Annotated in this window: 16 protein-coding genes; 2 read left to right on the top strand and 14 right to left on the bottom strand. The window is 72.6% G+C overall.

Annotated elements, in window-relative coordinates; genetic code table 11:
* Positions 1-13: 13 nt before the first annotated feature.
* The 11 genes from ACZ69I_RS36730 to ACZ69I_RS36680 all read right to left on the bottom strand — a co-directional run bounded on the left by ACZ69I_RS36730 (position 14) and on the right by ACZ69I_RS36680 (position 12,643).
* The gene (locus ACZ69I_RS36730; protein WP_470836868.1) at positions 14-988 is read right to left on the bottom strand and encodes an ADP-ribosylglycohydrolase family protein; all 975 of its coding nucleotides are present in this window, start codon (positions 986-988) and stop codon (positions 14-16) included.
* Positions 989-1,023: 35 nt separating this feature from the next.
* Entirely contained in the window at positions 1,024-1,749 is a 726-nt protein-coding gene (locus ACZ69I_RS36725) for an NUDIX hydrolase (RefSeq protein WP_470836834.1), read from the bottom strand.
* Between the two features lie 79 nt (positions 1,750-1,828).
* Complete coding sequence (locus tag ACZ69I_RS36720) at positions 1,829-2,956, bottom strand: pseudouridine synthase (protein ID WP_470836833.1); 1,128 nt, start codon at positions 2,954-2,956, stop codon at positions 1,829-1,831.
* Between the two features lie 12 nt (positions 2,957-2,968).
* Positions 2,969-3,625: an SMC-Scp complex subunit ScpB gene (gene scpB, locus ACZ69I_RS36715; protein ID WP_467680491.1), complete on the bottom strand. Its 657-nt coding sequence runs from the start codon at positions 3,623-3,625 to the stop codon at positions 2,969-2,971.
* Positions 3,622-4,572 carry a segregation and condensation protein A gene (locus tag ACZ69I_RS36710; RefSeq protein ID WP_470836832.1) on the bottom strand — a complete coding sequence of 317 codons (951 nt, stop codon included), beginning with the start codon at positions 4,570-4,572 and terminating at the stop codon, positions 3,622-3,624. The genes scpB and ACZ69I_RS36710 overlap by 4 nt, the downstream gene beginning before the upstream one ends.
* 18 nt (positions 4,573-4,590) lie before the next feature.
* Positions 4,591-5,187, bottom strand: coding sequence for a hypothetical protein (locus tag ACZ69I_RS36705; RefSeq protein ID WP_470836831.1), 597 nt, complete (start codon positions 5,185-5,187; stop codon positions 4,591-4,593).
* Complete coding sequence (locus ACZ69I_RS36700) at positions 5,172-6,344, bottom strand: ParA family protein (RefSeq protein WP_467680485.1); 1,173 nt, start codon at positions 6,342-6,344, stop codon at positions 5,172-5,174. The genes ACZ69I_RS36705 and ACZ69I_RS36700 overlap by 16 nt, the downstream gene beginning before the upstream one ends.
* 348 nt (positions 6,345-6,692) lie before the next feature.
* Positions 6,693-7,808, bottom strand: coding sequence for an alanine dehydrogenase (gene ald, locus ACZ69I_RS36695; RefSeq protein ID WP_470836829.1), 1,116 nt, complete (start codon positions 7,806-7,808; stop codon positions 6,693-6,695).
* Between the two features lie 187 nt (positions 7,809-7,995).
* A complete protein-coding gene (locus ACZ69I_RS36690; RefSeq protein WP_470836828.1) occupies positions 7,996-10,047 on the bottom strand; it encodes a tetratricopeptide repeat protein in 2,052 nt (683 codons plus the stop codon).
* Positions 10,048-10,236: 189 nt separating this feature from the next.
* Entirely contained in the window at positions 10,237-10,863 is a 627-nt protein-coding gene (locus ACZ69I_RS36685) for an NUDIX hydrolase (RefSeq protein WP_361728357.1), read from the bottom strand.
* A gap of 85 nt (positions 10,864-10,948) precedes the next feature.
* Positions 10,949-12,643 carry a CTP synthase gene (locus tag ACZ69I_RS36680; RefSeq protein WP_467680805.1) on the bottom strand — a complete coding sequence of 565 codons (1,695 nt, stop codon included), beginning with the start codon at positions 12,641-12,643 and terminating at the stop codon, positions 10,949-10,951.
* 460 nt (positions 12,644-13,103) lie between these two features.
* Here ACZ69I_RS36680 and ACZ69I_RS36675 point away from each other — a divergent pair, with 460 nt between their 5' ends.
* The gene (locus tag ACZ69I_RS36675; RefSeq protein WP_470836867.1) at positions 13,104-14,915 is read left to right on the top strand and encodes a glycoside hydrolase family 15 protein; all 1,812 of its coding nucleotides are present in this window, start codon (positions 13,104-13,106) and stop codon (positions 14,913-14,915) included.
* Positions 14,916-14,922: 7 nt separating this feature from the next.
* On the opposite strand, the gene ACZ69I_RS36670 is transcribed toward ACZ69I_RS36675, so the two are convergent.
* Positions 14,923-16,437 carry an APC family permease gene (locus tag ACZ69I_RS36670; RefSeq protein ID WP_470836827.1) on the bottom strand — a complete coding sequence of 505 codons (1,515 nt, stop codon included), beginning with the start codon at positions 16,435-16,437 and terminating at the stop codon, positions 14,923-14,925.
* 159 nt (positions 16,438-16,596) lie between these two features.
* Between ACZ69I_RS36670 and ACZ69I_RS36665 the strand changes: the two genes are divergently transcribed.
* Complete coding sequence (locus ACZ69I_RS36665; protein WP_467682947.1) at positions 16,597-18,240, top strand: PucR family transcriptional regulator; 1,644 nt, start codon at positions 16,597-16,599, stop codon at positions 18,238-18,240.
* A 3-nt stretch (positions 18,241-18,243) separates the two neighbouring features.
* Here ACZ69I_RS36665 and ACZ69I_RS36660 read toward each other — a convergent pair whose 3' ends face one another.
* Positions 18,244-19,380 carry a glycosyltransferase family 4 protein gene (locus ACZ69I_RS36660; protein ID WP_470836826.1) on the bottom strand — a complete coding sequence of 379 codons (1,137 nt, stop codon included), beginning with the start codon at positions 19,378-19,380 and terminating at the stop codon, positions 18,244-18,246.
* 294 nt (positions 19,381-19,674) lie between these two features.
* Positions 19,675-20,451 carry a hypothetical protein gene (locus ACZ69I_RS36655; RefSeq protein ID WP_470836825.1) on the bottom strand — a complete coding sequence of 259 codons (777 nt, stop codon included), beginning with the start codon at positions 20,449-20,451 and terminating at the stop codon, positions 19,675-19,677.
* Between the last annotated feature and the right edge of the window lie 14 nt (positions 20,452-20,465).

Genomic DNA, 20,465 nt, shown 5'->3' with positions numbered 1-20,465 from the left:
CTCGGACGTGGCCTCAAGCGTCCCAGAGCGCCCCGAACTCCAGGAGTTCGGCCCGGTACTCGATCCGCGCGACCCACTCGGCGGGCCAGGCGTCCGCGCCGAGGCGGGCCCCCGCGAACGCCCCCGCCAGGCAGGCGATCGAGTCGGAGTCCCCCGACGTGCAGGCGGCCCTGCGCAGGGCGGTGACCGGCTCGTCGACGAACTGCAGGAAGCACAGCAGCGCGGTGGCGAGCGCCTCTTCGGCGATCCAGCCCTCGCCGGTGGCCAGGCAGGGGTCGGTCTCGGGGTTGGCGTGCCGCAGCGCGGCATCGAGGCGTTCGAGGACGGCCAGGCACTCGTCCCAGCCGCGGGCGATGAACGCGCGCGGGGTCGGGGCCTCACCCCTCGTCCACAACTCCCCCAGCCAGCGGGCGTGGTAGGTCTCCCGGTTCTCGTACGCGTAGGAGCGAAGGAGTCCGACGAGCCCCGTCGGCTCGGCGCCCTCGGCGAGCAGCCGCACGGTGTGCGCGGTGAGGTCGGAGGCGGCGAGCGCCGTCGGGTGGCCGTGGGTGAGCGCGGACTGCAACTGGGCGGCGCCCGCCCGCTGTTCGTCGCTCAGGCCGGGCACGAGCCCGAGGGGCGCGACGCGCATGTTGGCGCCGCAGCCCTTGGAGTGCACCTGGCTCGCCTCCTCCCACGGCTTGCCGGTCTTGAGGAGGTAGCAGGCCTTCAGGCAGGTGTTTCCGGGCGCGCGGTTGTTCTCCGGCGACCGGTACCAGTCCACGAACTCCTCGCGCACCGGCCGCTCCATCCGCTTGGGCCCGAGGCTCCCCCGTTCCATGGCGGTGCGCAGGCCGCGGGCGAGCGCGAGCGTCATCTGTGTGTCGTCGGTGACGATCGCGGGTGTCGGCAGCTCCGCCTCGCGCCAGGGCCCGCACTTGGCGAGGATCGAGGGCACGTCGTTGAACTCGGTCGGGAAGCCGAGCGCGTCGCCGAGGGCGAGGCCCATCAGGGAGCCGGTGGCGGCGCGCTGCACGGGGGCGTTCACGAGGGCTGTCCTTCCGGGGCGGGGCGGAGCAGGGGCGGGTGGAGGGAGGTGGCGGTGCCGGCCCGGAAGAGGGCGGCGGGCTTCCCGCGGCCGCCGGTCAGCCGCGCGGCGCCGGGGACCGCCTCGACCAGGCCCGCTGTGCCGACCACCTTGCGCCGGAAGTTCGCGGGGTCGAGCTCGGCGCCCCACACCGCCTCGTAGACCTGCCGCAGCTCGCCGAGCGTGAATTCTGGCGGGCAGAACGCGGTGGCGAGACCGGTGTACTCCAGCTTGGCGCCGACCCGGTCGTGGGCGTCGGCGAGGATCCGGTCGTGGTCGAAGGCGAGCGGCCGGTACGTCACCGGGGTGTACGGCAGCCAGGCCGCGCGGGCCGCGTCGCCTCCCCCGCGGACCTGCGGCGGGTCGGGGACGAGCGCCGCGAAGGCGACGGAGACGACCCGCATGCGCGGGTCGCGGCCCGGGTCGCTGTAGGTGCGCACCTGCTCCAGGTGCAGCCGCCCGGTGTCCGCGATGCCCGTCTCCTCGGCGAGCTCCCGGCCCGCGGCGTCCTCGGCCGACTCGTCGGGGAGCACGAATCCGCCGGGCAGCGCCCAGCGCCCGGCGTACGGCTCCTGGCCGCGCTCGACGAGCAGCACGTGCAGCGCGCCCTCCCGGACGGTGAACACCGCCAGGTCCACGGTGACGGCGAACGGTTCGAAGGCGTGCTTGTCGTAACCCTGCATGCACGACCACCCCCCTCTCTTTATAGTCAAGAGGACTATAAAGAGAGGGGGGTGGTTCGGGCAAGGGATTCCCGTCGGCCTACAGGTCGACTTCCTGCATCAGCATCCCGACCTCCGTGTTCGACAGGCGCCGCAGCCAGCCGGACTTCTGGTCGCCCAGGGTGATCGGTCCGAAGGCGACCCGCACCAGCTTGTCGACGGGGAAGCCCGCCTCGGCGAGCATGCGCCGCACGATGTGCTTGCGGCCCTCGTGGAGGGTGACCTCGACCAGGTAGTTCTTGCCGGTCTGCTCGACGACGCGGAAGTGGTCCGCGCGCGCGTACCCGTCCTCGAGCTCGATGCCGTCCTTGAGCCGCTTGCCCAGGTCGCGCGGGATCGGACCCACGATGTGCGCGAGGTAGACCTTCTTCACGCCGTACTTCGGGTGCGTGAGGCGGTGGGCCAGCTCACCGTGGTTGGTGAGCAGGATGACGCCCTCGGTCTCCGTGTCCAGGCGCCCGACGTGGAACAGCCGCGTCTCGCGGTTGGTCACGTAGTCGCCCAGGCACTGGCGCCCCTCGGTGTCCTCCATGGTGGAGACGACACCGGCGGGCTTGTTCAGCGAGAAGAACTGGTACGACTGGGTGGCGACCGTCAGGCCGTCGACCTTGATCTCGTCCTTCTCCGGGTCGACGCGCAGGCCCTGCTCCAGGACGATCTCGCCGTTGACCTCGACGCGGGCCTCGTCGACCAGCTCCTCACAGGCACGGCGCGAGCCGTAGCCCGCACGGGCGAGGATCTTCTGCAGGCGCTCGCCCTCCTGCTCGGCGCCCGGGAAGGTCTTGGGCAGGCTCGCCTTCGGCTTGCCCGCGTACCGCTCCCGGTTGCGCTCCTCGGCCCGCGCGTCGTACTCACGGGAGGTGGCCGGGGCCCACCGCCCCCGTCCGGTGCCCTGGCCCTGCTTGGGGCCGCCCTTGGCGCCGCCGCGCGCCGAGGCGCCACGGCCCGACTTCGGACCCTCCTGGGTGCCGCCGGACCCTACGTCGTAGCGCCGCTCCTCCGGACGCGGCTTCTTCGGGCGGCCGCTGCCGCCCTGCTTGTCATCGCGGTTGCCGCCGGCCCCGCGGGGGTTGCCGCGGCCGCCGCCGTTCCCGCCGCGGCCGCCGCTGTTGCCACCACGGCTCCCGCCGTTGTTTCCGCTGCTGTTCCTGCCGCTGCTGCTTCGCATCAAAAGTTCCGTCTAGTCGGCTGAGTCCTGGGTGTACTCGTACCCCGGCGCATCGGGTGCGTCCGGGTCGAACGACGGGACACCTTCCAGCGTGTCACCCTCGATCGCGTCCGCCTCGGGGAGGAAGGGCGCGAGCTCGGGGAGCTCGTCCAGGCCGCGCAGGCCCATCCGCTCCAGAAAGTAGTTCGTCGTCCTGTACAGGATCGCACCTGTTTCGGGTTCCGCGCCCGCCTCCTCCACCAGACCCCTCTGGAGGAGGGTGCGCATCACGCCGTCACAGTTCACCCCGCGCACCGCGGAGACCCGGGAACGGCTGACCGGCTGACGGTACGCGACGACCGCGAGGGTCTCCAGAGCCGCCTGGGTGAGCCGCGCCTGCTGCCCGTCCAGGACGAAGCGCTCCACGGCGGCCGCGTACGCGGGCCGTGTGTAGAACCGCCAGCCACCGGCCACGAGACGCAGCTCGAAGCCGCGCTTCTGCACGGTGTACTCGTCGGCGAGCTCACGCAGCGCGACGGCCACCTCACGCCTGCCGCGCTGAAGAATCTTCGCCAGGTGTTCCTCGGTGGCCGGCTCGTCGACGACCATCAGGACGGCCTCCAGGGCGGGCCGCAGCTCCAGCTCGGCCACGGCTCCGGCAAGCTCGCCCACGGGGCTCTGCGCGCTCACGCCTTCTCCTCCATCGGCTCGGGGGCCCGGTCGAACTCGTCGGTCACGGTCGGCTCCGCGTCGTCGTCGCCGCCCGCCCACCTGACCAGCAGCTCGCCGAGGGGGTCGGCCTGGTCCAGGGTGACGGCCTTCTCGCGGTAGAGCTCCAGCAGGGCCAGGAAGCGGGCGACCACCGTGAGGGTGTCCCCCGCGTCCGCCACGAGCTCCTGGAAGCTGGCCTCGCCCCGTTCCCGCAGCCACGCGATCACCAGGCCGGCCTGCTCCTGCACGGAGACCAGCGGGGCGTGGATGTGCTCGACGTACACCTGCGGCTTCGCGCGCGGCTGCATCGCCTTCACGGCGAGCTTGGCGAAGCCCTCCGCCCCGATGCTGATCACCACCTCGGGCAGCAGCTCGGCGTGGTGCGGCTCCAGGCCCACGGTCCGCGGGTAGCGCCGCGCCTCGTCGTCGAGCCGCCCGCTGAAGATGTCCGCGATCTGTTTGTACGCGCGGTACTGCAGCAGCCGGGCGAAGAGCAGGTCCCGCGCTTCGAGCAGCGCCAGATCGGCCTCGTCCTCGACCTCCGCGGCGGGCAGCAGCCGCGCCGCCTTCAGGTCGAGCAGGGTGGCGGCGACGACGAGGAACTCGGTCGTCTGGTCCAGGTCCCAGTCGGTCCCCATGGCCCGGATGTGGGCCATGAACTCGTCGGTCACCTTGGACAGCGCCACCTCGGTGACGTCCAGCTTGTGCCGGGAGATCAGCTGGAGCAGCAGGTCGAAGGGTCCCTCGAAGTTCGCGAGGCGGACCTTGAACCGTCCGTCGTCGGGAGCGTCCCGCTCCTGCTCCGCGGGCGCCGTCTCGTCGGGCGCCGTCACGACGGGAGCTGCCTCCGCGGGCGCCGCCCCTGGCCCACGCCCCAGGGCGCGGCGCCGGGCGGACGGGGGCGGTACGGAGTCGTTCGTGGCCATCAGGCGGGAACGCTACCCCTACCGCCCGCGAAGCCGTCGTACGAGAATGCTCGCGTCCCCGCGCGACTCCAGGTCGGCGAGGACGACGGCGACCGCCTCGCGCACGATGCGCCCGCGGTCGACCGCGAGGCCGTGCTCACCGCGCAGCACCAGGCGCGCGTGCTCGAGGTCCATCAGCTCCTCGGCGGAGACGTACACGGTGATCTTCTCGTCGTGCCGCTCGCGCCCGCTGGGCCGGCGGTTGGCCGCGCGCGCCCGGCGCCGCGCCTGCGCGGTGGACGAGCCGCCGGACTTGCCGCCGCCCTGCGGAGCCGCACCCTCCTGCGCGGACGCCGAACGGCGTCCTGCGCCCTTCTCGCCCTCGGCGGCAGCCGCGCGGCTGCGTGACTCGGCCCCGGACTCCGCGTCCGCGGCCGTGTGTTCGGCGGGTTCACCGCCGTCGCCCTGTGCCGCCGTCTCCTCGGCCGCCGCGGCCGTCTCGTCGCTCTCGCCCGCCGGAGCGGGCACCCGCGCCTCGCCGTTGGCCGGGCGCCGCGGCGACGACGACTGCAGCGCCATCCCCCCGGTCGTACGGAACAGTTCGTCGGCCCCGGGCAGACTCACTCGGCGTGACACCGGGCGAGCACCTCCCTGGCGAGCTGGCGATAGGCGGCCGCGCCGACCGAGTTGGAGGCGTACGTCGTGATCGGCTCGCCGGCGACCGTGGTCTCCGGGAAGCGGACCGTGCGTCCGATGACCGTGTGGTAGACGTGGTCGTCGAAGGCCTCGACCACGCGCGCGAGCACCTCACGGCTGTGCACCGTCCGGGAGTCGTACATGGTCGCGAGGATGCCGTCGAGCTCCAGGTCGGGGTTGAGCCGCTCCTGGACCTTCTCGATGGTCTCCGTCAGCAGGGCCACACCGCGCAGCGCGAAGAACTCGCACTCGAGCGGCACGATCACCTTGTGAGCCGCCGTCAGGGCGTTCACGGTGAGCAGGCCGAGCGAGGGCTGGCAGTCGATCACGATGTAGTCGTAGTCCTGCATGAGCGGCTTCAACGCCCGCTGCAGCGTGGACTCGCGCGCGACCTCGCTCACCAACTGCACCTCGGCAGCCGACAGGTCGATGTTGGACGGCAGCAGGTCCATGTTCGGGACCGCCGTCTTCAGGAGCACCTCGTCCGCGGACATGCCGCGCTCCATGAGGAGGTTGTAGACCGTCAGGTCCAGCTCCATCGGGTTCACCCCGAGGCCCACGGAGAGGGCGCCCTGCGGGTCGAAGTCGACGAGCAGGACCCGGCGTCCGTACTCCGCGAGGGCCGCGCCCAGGTTGATGGTCGACGTCGTCTTGCCGACGCCGCCCTTCTGGTTGCACATCGCGATGATCTTCGCGGGACCGTGATCGGTCAGCGGGCCCGGGATCGGGAAGTACGGCAGCGGGCGTCCCGTGGGGCCGATGCGCTCGCGGCGCTGACGGGCGGCGTCCGGCGCGAGCGTGGCCGCGTACTCCGGATCGGGCTCGTACTCGGCGTCGGGGTCGTAGAAGTGCCCCTGGGGCAGTTCCTCGTAGTCGGCGAGGTGGGTGTGGGTGTTATCGCCACTCCGGTCGCCGGCCATGGCGTTCACGTGATGGCCATCCATGCTCTGGGGTGCTGACTGTGTCGGCTGGGGGCCCTGCCGGGCTTCGAAGGTGCGGACAGCGACCGAGCCGACGGCCTCGAGCCCTACGGGACCCTGGTCCCGCACAGACGTTCCTGGTTGACCACCCCCGGGAGCAAATGTCGACTCATTCACAAGTCGTCTTACCTCCTTGGTGACCAGGAAATTTCTCGATAGGTCAGCGTGGCACCATGCCGACGGTTGGCGACTCTATGGCGTGTCACCGCTCCACAGCAACACAATCCGCCGGACCCGGCCCGATGTGTCGGCAACGGAACACCCTTGTGTCAAGGGCGTACGGCTCTTCATCGCTACGTTTCGGGGGTGGGCGAAACGGTTAAAGGGTTACGTTCACGGCTAGTTGAGCGTGTCCACACTGATACGCATACGGCCGGACCCCTCTCAAGGTCCGGCCGCTGGCGTGAGATTGACGACTTTCGTTGACGAAAGCGTCGTGGGACCGACCGGAGCCGGTCACCCGGGTCAGCCGAGGAGCGACTCGAGCTCGACGTGCTCCAGGCCGTGGGCCTCGGCGACCTCCTTGTAAACGACCTTGCCGTCATGGGTGTTGAGACCCAGGGCGAGCGCCGGGTCGCGGCGCAGGGCCTCGGCCCAGCCGCGGTTCGCCAGCTCGACGATGTACGGCATCGTCGCGTTGGTCAGCGCGTACGTGGAGGTGTTCGGCACCGCGCCCGGCATGTTGGCGACGCAGTAGAAGACCGAGTTGTGGACCGGGAAGGTCGGCTCGGCGTGGGTGGTCGCGTGCGAGTCCTCGAAGCAGCCGCCCTGGTCGATCGCGATGTCGACAAGGACACTTCCCGGCTTCATGCGGGAGACGAGCTCGTTGGTGACCAGCTTCGGGGCCTTGGCACCCGGGATGAGGACGGCACCGATGACCAGGTCGGCCTCGAGGCAGGCCTTCTCCAGCTCGAAGGCGTTGGAGACGACGGTCTGGATCTTCGTACCGAAGATCTTGTCCGCCTCCTTGAGCTTGTTGATGTCCTTGTCGAGCAGGGTCACGTGGAAGCCCATGCCGATGGCGATCTGCATGGCGTTCCAGCCGGAGACGCCGCCGCCGATGACCACGGCCTTGCCGGCGGCCACGCCCGGGACGCCGCCCGGCAGCACGCCGCGGCCGCCGTTGGCGGCCATCAGGTGGTAGGCGCCGACCTGCGGGGCGAGACGGCCCGCGACCTCGGACATCGGGGCGAGCAGCGGGAGCGCGCGGCCCGCGGTCTCCACCGTCTCGTACGCGATGGCGGTCGTGCCGGAGTCCAGGAGCGCGTCCGTGCACTCCTTGGAGGCGGCCAGGTGCAGGTAGGTGAAGAGGGTCTGGTCCTTGCGGAGGCGGTGGTACTCCTCAGCGATGGGCTCCTTGACCTTCAGGAGCAGGTCCGCGGTGGCCCAGACCTCGTCGGCGGTGTCCAGGATCTGCGCGCCCGCCGAGACGTACTCGGCGTCCGTGATCGAGGAGCCGACGCCGGCGTTCCGCTCGATGACGACCTGGTGGCCGTGGCGCACCAGCTCGTGCACACCGGCGGGGGTGATGGCCACCCGGAACTCGTTGTTCTTGACCTCGCGGGGGATGCCGACCTTCATCGTCGATCACGGTCCTTGGCTCAGGGGATTTCTCGGGCAATGCAACGCATACCGGTGCACGTGGGGGCGCAACGGGAGACACCGCGGAGGTACGCGGCGGAGCCAGTCTAATGAAGGATTTCTCGCTGTCTAGCCTTCCAATACTTCAATCTTCTGCAGATGCACTACGGATTTCGTAGGCGGAAGGCTACGCTCCACCGTTCCTTTCAAGCCTCGCGACCTGCGGGAGCTCTCCTCCCAGCATGCGCTCGGCCGCGCCGCGGTGCAGCCGGGCGGCCGCCGGGTCGCCGAGCCGCTCCAGGGTGTCGGCGAGCCGCAGCTGCAGCGCCGCCTGCAGCCGCACGTCCTCGGCGTGCCGCGCCCACTCGACGGCCTCCTGGCAGGTGCGCAGCGACTCCTCGGGCCGCCCCGCGTACTCCTGCACGCGGGCCATCTCGCTCAACGCCCGCGCCTGGGCCGGGACATCGCCGTTCTTGCGGTGCCCCGTCACCGCCGAACTCCAGTTGCGCAGCGCCTCGCCGTAGCGCCCCGCGTAGGTGTGCACCGTGCCGATCCGGCCGTGCAGACGGGCGGCGTCCGCGCGCTCGCCGCGGGCCAGCCGGTGGGCGAGGGCCCGGCCGAACCAGTCCGAGGCCCGCGGCCAGTCCCCCAGCTCCTGATAGGCCCCGCCTACGGATTCCATCGCGCGGCCGATGGCGTACGGATCGCCCGCCGCCCGCCCCGCGTCCAGCGCCGCCCGGTAGCGGGCCAGCGCGTCCCGCGTCCGGCCCGTCTGCGCGTCCAGGTCCGCGAGGTTGAGCAGCGCCGCGGCCTGCTCGCGCGGCAGGTTCCGCCGCTCGGCCACGTCCAGGACGAGGCGGTGGATGCCGTACAGCTCGGGCGCCGCCGCCTCCGTGCCGCGGTGCGCCACCAGGGCCCGGGTCAGGGCCGCCATCAGGCGCCGCGCGAGGGTGTCGAGCTCCCCGTCGGCCACGGCGAGCCGGGCGGCGGCGAGCAGCGCGGGCTGCCGGATCCGCAGCCACTCTTCGGCGGCGCGCCGGCTCGGGAACCGCAGGGCGCGCGGCAGCCCGGCGAGCTTCTTGCGGGCGGCGGAGCCGTCGGGCTCCGTGACCGCCCGGCAGGACTGCAGCAGCCGTACGGTCCGCTCCAGCATCCTGGCCCTGGCGAGCTGGAGCTCGGCCGGGCGGTCCTGGCTCTCGGTACGGGCCCGGAGCAGCGGCACCAGGCAGCCGGGCACCTCGTACTGCGGCAGCGGGGAGGCGACGGCGCGCACGAGCCCGAGCGAGGCGAAGTCGTCCAGCGTGGTCTTGGCCCCGGAGACCGAGCAGCCCGCGAGCGCGGAGGCGGTGTGCGGGTCGACGTGGCCGGCCGGGGCGAGGCTGAGGAGTCGCAGTATCCGCGCGGCGGGCGAGGGCAGCGAGGCGTAGGTGTGAGCGAAGACACGCGCGAGGGCCGAGCCCTCGTCGGGCAGTGCGCGCACCCGCTTGGCCAGGTCGGCGACGGCGGCCTTGGGACGCTCCGAGAGCCAGCCCCCGGCGAGGACGAGGGCCGCAGGGTGCGCCGCGCACACCTCGACGAGGGACTCCGCGGAGCCCGGGTCGACGGTGATGCGGACGGGCCCGGCGGCGCGGGCGAGGAGTTCGACGGCGGCCTCCTTGTCCAGGCCGCCGAGCGTGCACGGGCGTACGTCGGGGATGCCGGTGAGCGGGCCCTCGGAGACCGCGACGACCAGGCAGTCGGGCGTGTCCGGAAGCAGCGCGTCGACCTGCTCGGCGTCCGCCGCGTCGTCGAGCAGCAGCAGCGCCCTGCGGCCGGCGAGCGCCTCCCTGAGGGTCTCGGCGAGGTCGTCCTCCGCGGCGCCGGGCGGTGCGGGCACGCCCAGGGTGTCGAGCAGGTCGCGGGCGGTGCGCTCGGTGGGCACACGGCTGCCGTCGGGCTCGGTGAGGTGGGCGCGCAGCACTCCGTCGGGGTACGCGTCGGCGAGCTGCCGGGCGAGTTCCCCGGCGAGCGAGCTGCGGCCCGAGCCGGGGCGGCCCGCGACGAGCAGGACGCGCGCGCGGGGTGCTTTCCGGCCCGAGAGCGTGTCGAGTCCCGCCCGGTCGATGTCGGCGCGCAGCTCCTTCAACTCCCGGCGTCTGCCGACGAACTGAGCCCTCGTCGACTGCAAGGAGGCACTCGCGGGTGCCGGCACCGCACCACCCGCCGTCGCACCGTCCGTGTCGACTGCCTGATCCGTCACGGGCCACGCTCCCGTCCGCCTGCGCACGAACCCGCCGGGGCTCCGGGCGGGACGCTTTCAGAGCCTAGTTCAGGCCCTGCGCCCCACCCGGTCACGCGGCGCGCACAAGTCGCCCGATCGGATCAGCAGATCGTCGGACCGGACAGTGCCGGACGATGCCGGACCGTTTCCGGGCCGTTTCCGGGGCTCTCAGGCCTCGAAGGGGCGGGCCGGCCAGGGCGCCTCGGCCGGGCGCAGCGCGTCGACGCCGTCGCCGTTCAGGACGGCCTGCAGCGAGAGGGCGCCGACCACCAGGCAGTTGTTGTGCAGCTCACCGGCGAGCACGCCGCGCACGAGCTCCTCGAGGGGCACCCGGGCGAGCTCCATGTCGGACTCCTCCTCGGAGACCTCGAAGCGCTCGCCCTCGGCCTCGGAGAGGTCCTGGGCGAGGAAGACGCGCACGGCCTCGTCGCAGCCGCCGGGGGTGGTGTAGACGTCGGTGAGGACCCGCCAGTCCTCGGCCTTCACGTGCGCCTCTTCGTAGAGCTCGCGCTGGGCGGCGTGCAGCGGGTTCTCGCCGGGGATGTCGAGGAGGCCCGCGGGGATCTCCCAGAGCTTGTGGCGGACGGGGTGGCGGTACTGGCGGATGACCAGGACGCGGCCCTCGCCGTCGAGCGCGAGGACGGCCACGGAGCCGGGGTGGACCTGGTAGTCGCGGTGGACGACGGAGCCGTCGGGCATGACCACGTCGTCGGTGCGCACGGAGGTCTTGTTGCCGACGAACGGGGTCTCCGTCGCCGTGACCTGCCACTCCTCGGCGGTGTCCTTGATCGTCATGCCCTGTCCTCCCACACGTGCAAACAGAAACCGGGGCGCGCGCCTCGTGAGAGGCGCGCACCCCGGCAACCGTATCGCCCTGGTGTTACTTGCCGGACTTGCCGCCCTGCTTGGCCCGGCCCTGCTGACGCTCGACGGCCGCCTTCACGAGCCCGGCGAAGAGCGGGTGCGGGCGGGTCGGCCGGGACCGCAGCTCCGGGTGGGCCTGGGTGGCGACCAGGTACGGGTGGACCTCACGCGGGTACTCGACGTACTCGACGAGCTTGCCGTCCGGGGAGGTACCGGAGAACTGGATGCCGGCCTTCTTCTCCAGGTCGGCGCGGTAGGCGTTGTTCACCTCGTAGCGGTGACGGTGGCGCTCCTCGACGTACTCCTTGCCCTCGTACACCTCGCGCACGATGGAGCCCTCGGCGAGCTTGGCGGGGTACATGCCCAGGCGCATCGTGCCGCCCATGTCGCCCTCGCCGGCGACGATGTCGAGCTGCTCGGCCATGGTGGAGATCACCGGGTGGCCGGTGGCCGCGTCGAACTCCGTGGAGTTGGCGTCGGGGATGTCCGCGAGGTTGCGGGCCGCCTCGATGACGATGCACTGCAGACCGAGGCAGATGCCGAGCAGCGGCACCTTGTTCTCGCGGGCGTACCGGATCGCGCCGACCTTGCCGGAGACGCCGCGGTCGCCGAAGCCGCCGGGGATCAGGATCGCGTCGCAGTCGGCGAGCTGCTTCTGGGCGTCCGCCGGGGTCTTGCAGTCGTCCGAGGTGACCCACTTGACCTTGACGCGGGCCTTGTTGGCGAAGCCGCCGGCGCGCATCGCCTCGGTGATCGAGAGGTACGCGTCGGGCAGGTCGATGTACTTGCCGACGAGCGCGACGGTGACCTCGTGGATCGGGTTGTGCACGCGGTCGAGCAGGTCGTCCCACTGGGTCCAGTCGACGTCGCGGAACGGCAGGTCGAGCTTGCGCACGACGTAGGCGTCCAGGCCCTCGGTGTGCAGCACCTTCGGGATGTCGTAGATCGACTTGGCGTCGATGGCGGCCACCACGGCGGCCTCGTCGACGTCGCACATCAGCGAGATCTTGCGCTTGATGGCGGTGGGCACCTCGCGGTCGGCGCGCAGCACGATGGCGTCCGGCTGGATGCCGATGTTGCGAAGGGCGGCCACCGAGTGCTGGGTCGGCTTGGTCTTCAGCTCACCGGAGGGGCCGATGTAGGGCAGCAGCGAGATGTGCACGACGAAGACGTTGTCGCGGCCGACCTCGTGGCGGACCTGGCGGACGGTCTCCAGGAACGGCAGGGACTCGATGTCGCCGACCGTGCCGCCGACCTCGGTGATGACGACGTCGACGTCGTCGGTCGCCATGCGGCGGATGCGGTGCTTGATCTCGTTGGTGATGTGCGGGATGACCTGGACGGTGTCGCCGAGGTACTCGCCGCGCCGCTCCTTGGCGATCACCTGGGAGTAGACCTGGCCGGTGGTCACGTTCGCCGAACCGTCGAGGTCGACGTCGAGGAAGCGCTCGTAGTGGCCGATGTCGAGGTCGGTCTCGGCGCCGTCGTTGGTGACGAACACCTCGCCGTGCTGGAAGGGGTTCATCGTGCCGGGGTCGACGTTCAGGTACGGGTCGAGCTTCTGCATCGTGACGCGCAGACCCCTGGCCTTGAGCAGCGCGCCGAGGCTGGAAGCCGTCAACCCCTTGCCGAGCGAAGAGGCGACACCCCCGGTGACGAAGATGTGCTTGGTCGTCGTGGCTGTGCTGTTTCGAAAAGCAGCGGGCTGCATAGCCAAAGGGGGGCTCCCGTGGTCGCGGTCTGGAGGGTGCGTACCGGCGCTCCCACCAGGGATTCGGGGAGGTGCCGTCGCTGCGGTTCGGGGGTTCTATGACCACCGGCTCACGGGCTACCAGGGTATCAGCGCCGGACCGGGACCGCTTCCGGCCACGCTCCGCCACCGGGCGCGTACGTCCTGGTCATCGAATTCCCGGTCACGGGACGTGCACGGTCCGCCACTTCTGCTCGGCACACCGCCTCTCACCTGCCGCTCACCCGTTCGGCGGAGGCTCGTTGCCGGGAGGGGCGCGCAGATCACCGGGGTGCGTCGTATCCTGCTCGGACACTCGCTGCCGAGCCCCTCCGGCACACGGCACCATCCCGCCTTGCACCCGGAACAAGCGCTCGTCAACGATCACTTGACCGCTGATAAGTAAGCGCCCCGCGGGGCGAACGTGGCCGTTCGACTGGAGATGCACGTGGCCGGGCGCATCGAGGACTACGCACTCATCGGAGACATGCAGACCGCTGCCCTGGTCTGCCGGGACGGCACAGTCGACTGGCTGTGCCTGCCCCGCTTCGACTCCCATGCCGTATTCGCCGCCCTCTTGGGCACCGACGAACACGGTTTCTGGCGTCTGGGGCCCGCCTACGGCCCGGATGCGCAGCCACCCGCTGCCACGCGCCGCACCTATCGCGGCGATTCCCTGGTGCTCGAATCCGAGTGGGACACGACGCGCGGCACCGTCCGCGTGATCGATTTCATGCCGCCTCGAGACACCGACGCGCCGCAGCTCGTACGTATTGTCGAGGGCGTCAGCGGGCGGGTGCCGATGCGCTCGGCCCTGCGGATGCGGTTCAGCTACGGCCGTGTGGTGCCCTGGGTGCACAAGGTCGACGGGCGCACGGTGGCCGTCGCGGGGCCGGACTCCGTGTGGCACGACACGACCGCCGAGACGTACGGCAAGGACCTGACCACGTACTCGGACTTCACGGTCGCGCCGGGCGAGCGGATCGCGTTCACCATCTCGTGGCAGCCCTCGCACAAGGACCAGCCCGCGCTGCCCGAGCCCGAGGCGGCGCTCACCGCCACGGAGACCTTCTGGCGGGAGTGGGTCGACCACTGCACGTACCACGGCCCCTACCGCGAGGCCGTGGTCCGCTCGCTGATCACGCTCAAGGCGCTGACGTACGCGCCGACCGGCGGGATCGTCGCGGCGCCCACCACCTCGCTGCCCGAGGACATCGGGGGCTCGCGCAACTGGGACTACCGCTTCACGTGGCTGCGCGACGCGGCGATCACGCTCTCCTCGCTGCTGCGCACCGGCTACCGCGAGGAGGCCCGTGCCTGGCGCGAGTGGCTGCTCCGCTCGGTGGCGGGCGACCCGGAGAACCTGCAGATCATGTACGGCATCGCGGGCGAGCGCGAGCTCGGCGAGACCGAGCTCGACTGGCTGCCGGGATACGAGGGCTCCACGCCGGTCCGGGCGGGCAACGGCGCGGCCGGGCAGCTGCAGCTCGACGTGTACGGCGAGGTCACCGAGGCGCTGCACCTGGCGCACATGACGGGCCTGGCCCGCAACGACTACGCGGCCCTCCTCCAGCTCAAGCTCATCCGCTACCTGGAGGACCACTGGGACGAGCCGGACGAGGGCATCTGGGAGGTGCGCGGCCCGCGCCGCCACTTCGTGCACTCCAAGGTGATGGCCTGGGTCGCCGTGGACCGCACCATCAAGCTCATCGAGTCCGGCGACGCGGACGGCCCGCTGGAGAAGTGGCGCGACCTGCGCGACGACATCCACCGGGACGTGTGCGAGAAGGGCTACGACGCGGAGCGGAACACCTTCACGCAGTCCTACGGCTCCAAGGAGCTGGACGCCTCGCTGCTGCTGATCCCGCAGATGGGCTTCCTACCGCCCGACGACAAGCGGGTCATCGGCACGATCGAGGCGATCCAGCGTGAGCTCGCGACGCCGGACGGCTTCATCCTGCGCTACCCGACGGCCGGTGACGACGAGGGCGTGGACGGACTGGAGGGCGACGAGGGAGCGTTCCTGGCCTGCTCGTTCTGGATGGCCGACGACCTGGCGATGATCGGCCGGGTCGACGAGGCCCGCAAGCTCTTCGAGAAGCTCCTCGCGCTCCGCAACGACCTGGGGCTGCTCGCCGAGGAGTGGGACTCCGGGCAGCAGCGCCAGGTCGGCAACTTCCCGCAGGCGTTCAGCCACGTGCCGCTGATCGACACGGCACTGCGGCTGACGGCCTCGGGGGCGTACGGAGGCTAGCCGCCCCTCAGCTCCGGACGGCGACGGGCTGCTGCCCGTCGCCGTCCGCGCGTTCGGCCGCGTCGTCCAGGACGATGCGGCCGATGATCTCGTACCGGTCCGGGTGCCTGGCCCGCAGGTACAGGCCGAGGCCGAGTCCCCCGAGGAAGACGGTGCCGACGATCCAGGGGACGGCCTCGAAGAGCAGCGAGTCGGCCGCCGTCCCCGCCGCGGTGTCCATGTTGACGACGAGGAGGACGACGACGGCGATCATGCCGACGCCGCCGAGCAGCGGGGCGAGCAGCGTCCTGAACCAGTGCCGGTCCTCGGGGTGGTGGTGGCGGAAGTAACCGATCACCGCGAAGGAACACAGGGTCTGGACGATGAGGATCGCCATCGTGCCGAGGATCGCGAGCACCGTGTACAGGTCGGCGTACGGGTCCTGGCCGGTGAGCCAGAAGGCCGCCACGAGGGCCACCGCGATCACGGACTGCGCGTACGAGGCGATGTACGGCGAGCCGTGCGCGGGGTGCGTCCGGCCCAGGGCGGGGTGCAGGAAGCCCTCGCGCCCGATCGCGTACAGATAGCGCGCCGCGCACTGGTGGAAGGCCATGCCGCAGGCGAACGAGCCGGTGATGAGCAGCCACTGGAAGGCGTCGACCGCCCAGGCGCCGATGAAGCGGTGCGCGGGGTCGAAGAAGAGGTCGAGCGGGTCGGCGGAGCGGGCGGCCTCGACCGAACCTGCCAGGCCGTTGCCCGCGATGGTCATCCAGGAGACGTAGATGTAGAAGAGCCCCACGCCGACGACGGAGACGAGCGTCGCGCGGGGGATGACGCGCTTGGGGTCGCGGGACTCCTCGCCGTACATCGCGGTCGACTCGAAGCCGACCCACGACCAGAAGGCGAAGAACAGGCCGAGCCCGGCGGAGGTCCCGGTGAAGGCGTTCGAGGGGTCGACCGGGGCGGCGGGGATGCCGTCCGGGCCGCCGCCGTGGATCAGGACGGCCGTGGCCACCGCGAAGAGCACGGCGATCTCCGCGACGAGCATCACGCCGAGTGCCTTCGCCGTGAGGTTGATGTCGAAGTACGAGAGGGCGGCGGTCACGGCGAGCATCCCGGCCGCGTACAGGACCCACGGCAGGTCGACGCCGAGCTGGTCGAGGACGGTGGTCCGCGCGAAGTACGCGAAGACGCCCACGATCGACGCCTCGAAGACGACGTACGCGAGGACGGCGAGCATCCCCGACGCCATGCCCGCGACGCGGCCGAGACCGTGCGAGATGTAGCCGTAGAAGGCGCCGGCGGCGGTGATCCGCTTGGCCATGGCGACGTAGCCGACGGAGAAGACGGTCAGCACGAGCGTCGCGAAGAGGTAGCCGGCGGGGGCTCCGGTGCCGTTTCCCGCGCCGACGGCGATCGGCAGGTTTCCGGTCATCGCCGTGATGGGGGCCGCCGTGGCGACCGCCATGAAGACGACGCCCACCACGCCGACGGAGTTCGCTTTGAGACGGTGGACCTCGGGTGTGGTGCGTTGCTCTGGCATGGCGGGCACCCTTCCGTCGCGTGACGTACGCCACAACCGGCAGGGGGTCGCGCAATTGCCCCGCCGGCGCGACGAGTTGTCGGGTCACCGGCCGCGGCGGCGGCCACCGTGATCCACGGGAGATGTTCCCCGCACGTGCGCCCCGGTAGCGTCCGCGCCATGGACAGTCAGGGCACTCAGGGCGGCATCACCGTGCAGCGCGCGCTGGAACTTCCGGGGTTGCGCAGTGGGCTCCCCGAGGTCGTCGCGGGGGCGGAGCGGCTGCAGCGGACCGTGCGGTGGGTGCACGCGGGCGAGGTGCCCAACATCGCCTCGCTGCTCAAGGGCGGCGAGCTGCTGCTCACCACCGGGCTCGGGCTCGGCGCGCGCCCTGCCGACCAGCGCGCCTTCGTGCGCGATCTCGCCGAGCGCGGCATCGCGGCGCTCGTCGTCGAGCTCGGGCCGCGCTTCAGCCGGCTCCCCGCGGCGATCGTGGAGACGGCGCGGGCCGCCGGGCTGCCGCTGGTGCAGCTGCACCGCGAGGTGCCGTTCGTGACGGTCACCGAAGAGGTGCACACCGAGATCGTCAACGGCCACTACACGCTGCTGCGCCAGGCCGAGGAGGTGCACCGGCGCTGTACGGAGGCGCTGCTCGGCGGGGGCGGCATCCCGCAGGTCCTCGGCATCCTCGCGGAGTTCAGCGGCAACCCGGTGTTCCTGGAGACGGCGGAGGGCCGGCTCCTGTACGCCGCCGGGGCGGGCACCGAGTGCGCGGACCCGCTGCAGGTGTGGGAGGGGCTGCGGGGCCGTCCCGTCGACCGGGAGGGTCCGCCCGCGAGCGCGGTCCTCGTCGACGTACCGGGCGGCGGCCCCGGCGCGGGCTCGGTGCGGGCCCGCCTCGTTCTGCTCGCCGTGGAGTCGGCGCCGCTGCCGGTGCACCGCATCGCGGCGGAGCGGGCGGCGGGCAGTCTCGCGGTGGTGCTCATGCAGGCCCGCCAGGAGGAGGAGCTCGCGGCGCGCGGGCGGGGCGACTTCCTCACCGATCTCGCGGAGGGCCGGATCGCCGCCGACGACGCGCCCGCGCAGGCCCGGGTCCTGGGCTTCAAGCCGGTCCCCGCCGACAGCCCGCTCCTGCCGGTGGTGATGCGGATCGCGGACGGGCTGCCGACCGGCGGCGGCTGGGCGGTGCTCGCGCGCGCGGTCGCCGAGGAGCTGGCGTCGGTGGGAGTCCCCGCGCTCCTCGGCGTGCGCCCCGTCGAGGGCCGCGTGCCGCTCCTCCTGGCCCTGCGCTCGGAGACCGAGCGCACCGCGGTGGCCGACCGCGTCGCCGCCGCGCTGCGGGCCGGCGTCGAACGGGCCGGGATGCGGCGGCCCGGGGCGCAGCCGCCCGTCGTGGTGGTCGGGGTCGCGGGCGGCTGGGCGGCGGCCGCGTCGGGCCTGCGGCACGCGGCGGAGACGGCGGCGGCCGCGCAGGGCCTCTCCGATCGCCCCTGGTACGACGCGCGGCGGCTCGACATCGACCTGCTGCTCTGGCGGCTGCACCGGCACGACGAGGACGGTGTCCTCGCGGCCTTCGTGGACCGTGCGATCGGCCCGCTGCGCGCCCACGACCAGCGCTCGAAGCCGCCGCTGCTGCCCACCCTGCAGACGTACCTGGCGCACGCGGGCCGCAAGGCGGAGACGGCGCGCGAACTGCACCTCAACCGGCAGACCCTGTACAACCGCCTCGCCCGCATCAGCGAGTTGCTGGGCACCGACCTCGACGACCCGCAGACGGTCCTCGCCCTGAGCCTGGCGCTGCGGGCGCGCAGGCACGTCGCGTAGGCGTCAGCTGTACGGCAGGGGCTGCGTCAACTCGTCGTAGACGCTCAGGACTTGGGTGACCGTTTCGTCCTCGGTCGGCCAGGTGGCGGCCTGGACCGCGCCCTTGTGCGTGAGTTCGGCGCGGCGGACCGGGTCGGCGAGCAGGCGTACGACGGCGGTGGCGAGGGCCTCCGCATCGCCGTACGGGACCAGCTCGGCCGCGTCGCCGACCAGTTCGGGGATGCCGCCGACCGCGGTCGCCACGAGCGGCACGCGCGCGTGCAGGGCCTCCTGGGCGAGGACCGAGCGGGACTCCCAGCTGCTGGGCAGCACCGCGACATCGGTGGCCGCGAGGAGTTCGGGGACGTCGTCACGGCGCCCGACGAGCCGGGCGGGGAGCTGCTCGTCCTCGATGCGCCGCTGCAGGACGGCCCGTTCGGGGCCCTCCCCCGCGACGACGAGGAGCGGCAGCGGGTCCAGGTGCCGCCAGGTGCGGGTGGCGTCCAGGAGGACGTCGTAGCCGCGGTTCCGCTCCAGGGCGCCGACGGCCAGGATCAACGGGCGGTCCACGGCGCCGATTTCGGCCCGCGCCTTGTGCAGGAGGCAGTCCGGCTCCTCGGCGGTGTCCGGTCGGCGCGGCGCGGGCAGGGCGACGGCCGCGAGGCGGGCGTCGCGCGCGCCCCTGCCGCGGGCCCGGTCGACGAGGTCGGACGAGGTGGCGAGGACGACGGCCGCGGCCCGGGCGACGCGCCGTTCGAGGAGGCGCAGTACGCGGGCGCGGGCGCCCTCCACGGGCGCGCGGGTGTGCCAGGTGACGACGAGCGGGGTCCGCCGCCCGGTCAGGGCGACGGTGGCGCGCAGGGCGGCGTGCAGCCCGTGGGCGTGGACGAGGTCGGCGTCGGCGCAGGCCGCGCGGAGGGCGGCCACGGAGGCGGGGTCGCCGCTGCGGGGCACGGCGACGTGCCGGGCACCGGCGCCGGCGAAATCGTAGAGGCGCGCGGCCTCCTCGGGAGCGCACACGGTGACCCGCACGCCCCGGGCGGCGAGGCCCGTGGCCAGCGATCTGACGTGCGCGCTGCTGCCCGCACTGCCACCGCCGAGGACCTGGACGGTGTGCAGCGGCGTCTGTCCGTGCGGCGAGTGGCTGCTCACGTGGCTCACGTGGCCGGGGCTCCTGGGTCTGCGTCGGTCGGTGCTCGGACTGGTACTCGGGCAGATGCTGCGCCAAGGATGCCAGCCCGCACGGCCGTTCCGGCACTGCCGAAAGGTCACTTCCGTATGTGGCCGGGCAACTCCGTGGGCGGGATCACCCACACGGGTGAGGGTTGCGAGGGTTTGTACGCGGGGGGCTCTACGACGCCGTACTGACCAGCGCCCCGAGCCCCGCACCGCACGCCTCCTGCCCCGCCCCGCACGCCGCACGCCTCCCGCCCTGCCCCTGCCGTGCGGCGGGACCTATCCGCCGTACGCCGCGACCGAGCTGACCTCTTCCCCGTACACGGCCGCGGCCACCAGCGCCGCCGCGTGTGCGGCCAGACCCACCCGGCCGTTTCCCGCGGCGATGGCGCTGCCGAGGGCCGCGCCCAGGGCGTGGGCTCCCGCGTCGCCGGCCATGGCGCGCTCACCGAGGTCGTCGGGGAGCACGGCGGCCGCGGCGCCCAGGGAGGCGGCGGCGACGACCGCGCCGGGCCCCTTGCGCAGCAGCCCCGGCGCCCCCAGCGCGAGTACGAGGGCGCCCGCCCTGCCCGGACGGACGTCCACGAGGTTGACGAGGTGGGCGGTCCCCGCGATCACCACGCCCGCGAGGACCTTGTCCGCAGCCCGTTCCTTGAGCAGCGATCCCGCCACGAGCCCCGCCGCCGAGATGCCGAACAGCTTCACGGCGCCGCTGGTGACCTCGCCCTCCCGCAGCGCGCCGAGGTGCGCGCGGAAGCCGCGCCGGGGATCGCCCTGCCCCGCCATGTCGTCGTACACCCCGCAGGCACCGGCGGCGAGCACGGCCAGTGCGGCGGCCGCCCGGGGCCGGGCGGGCAGCGCGGCGACGCCTGCCGCGGCACCGAGGGCGGCGGCGGGACCCGCGTACAACTCGACGGTCCGTCCCGCGTAGTTGGTCCGCGTCCACCGCTCGGGCCCGCCGGGCGAATGTGCCCGGAGCGCGGCGGTGGCCGCGCGGGTGAGGGCGGCGGCGGTGAGCAGGGCGCCGAACCGACGCCCGGTTGTGCGTGCGACCATGCCGATCACCCTAC

Source organism: Streptomyces sp. NPDC036815, assembly GCF_055609205.1.
This window is presented reverse-complemented; position numbering and strand designations above follow the sequence as displayed.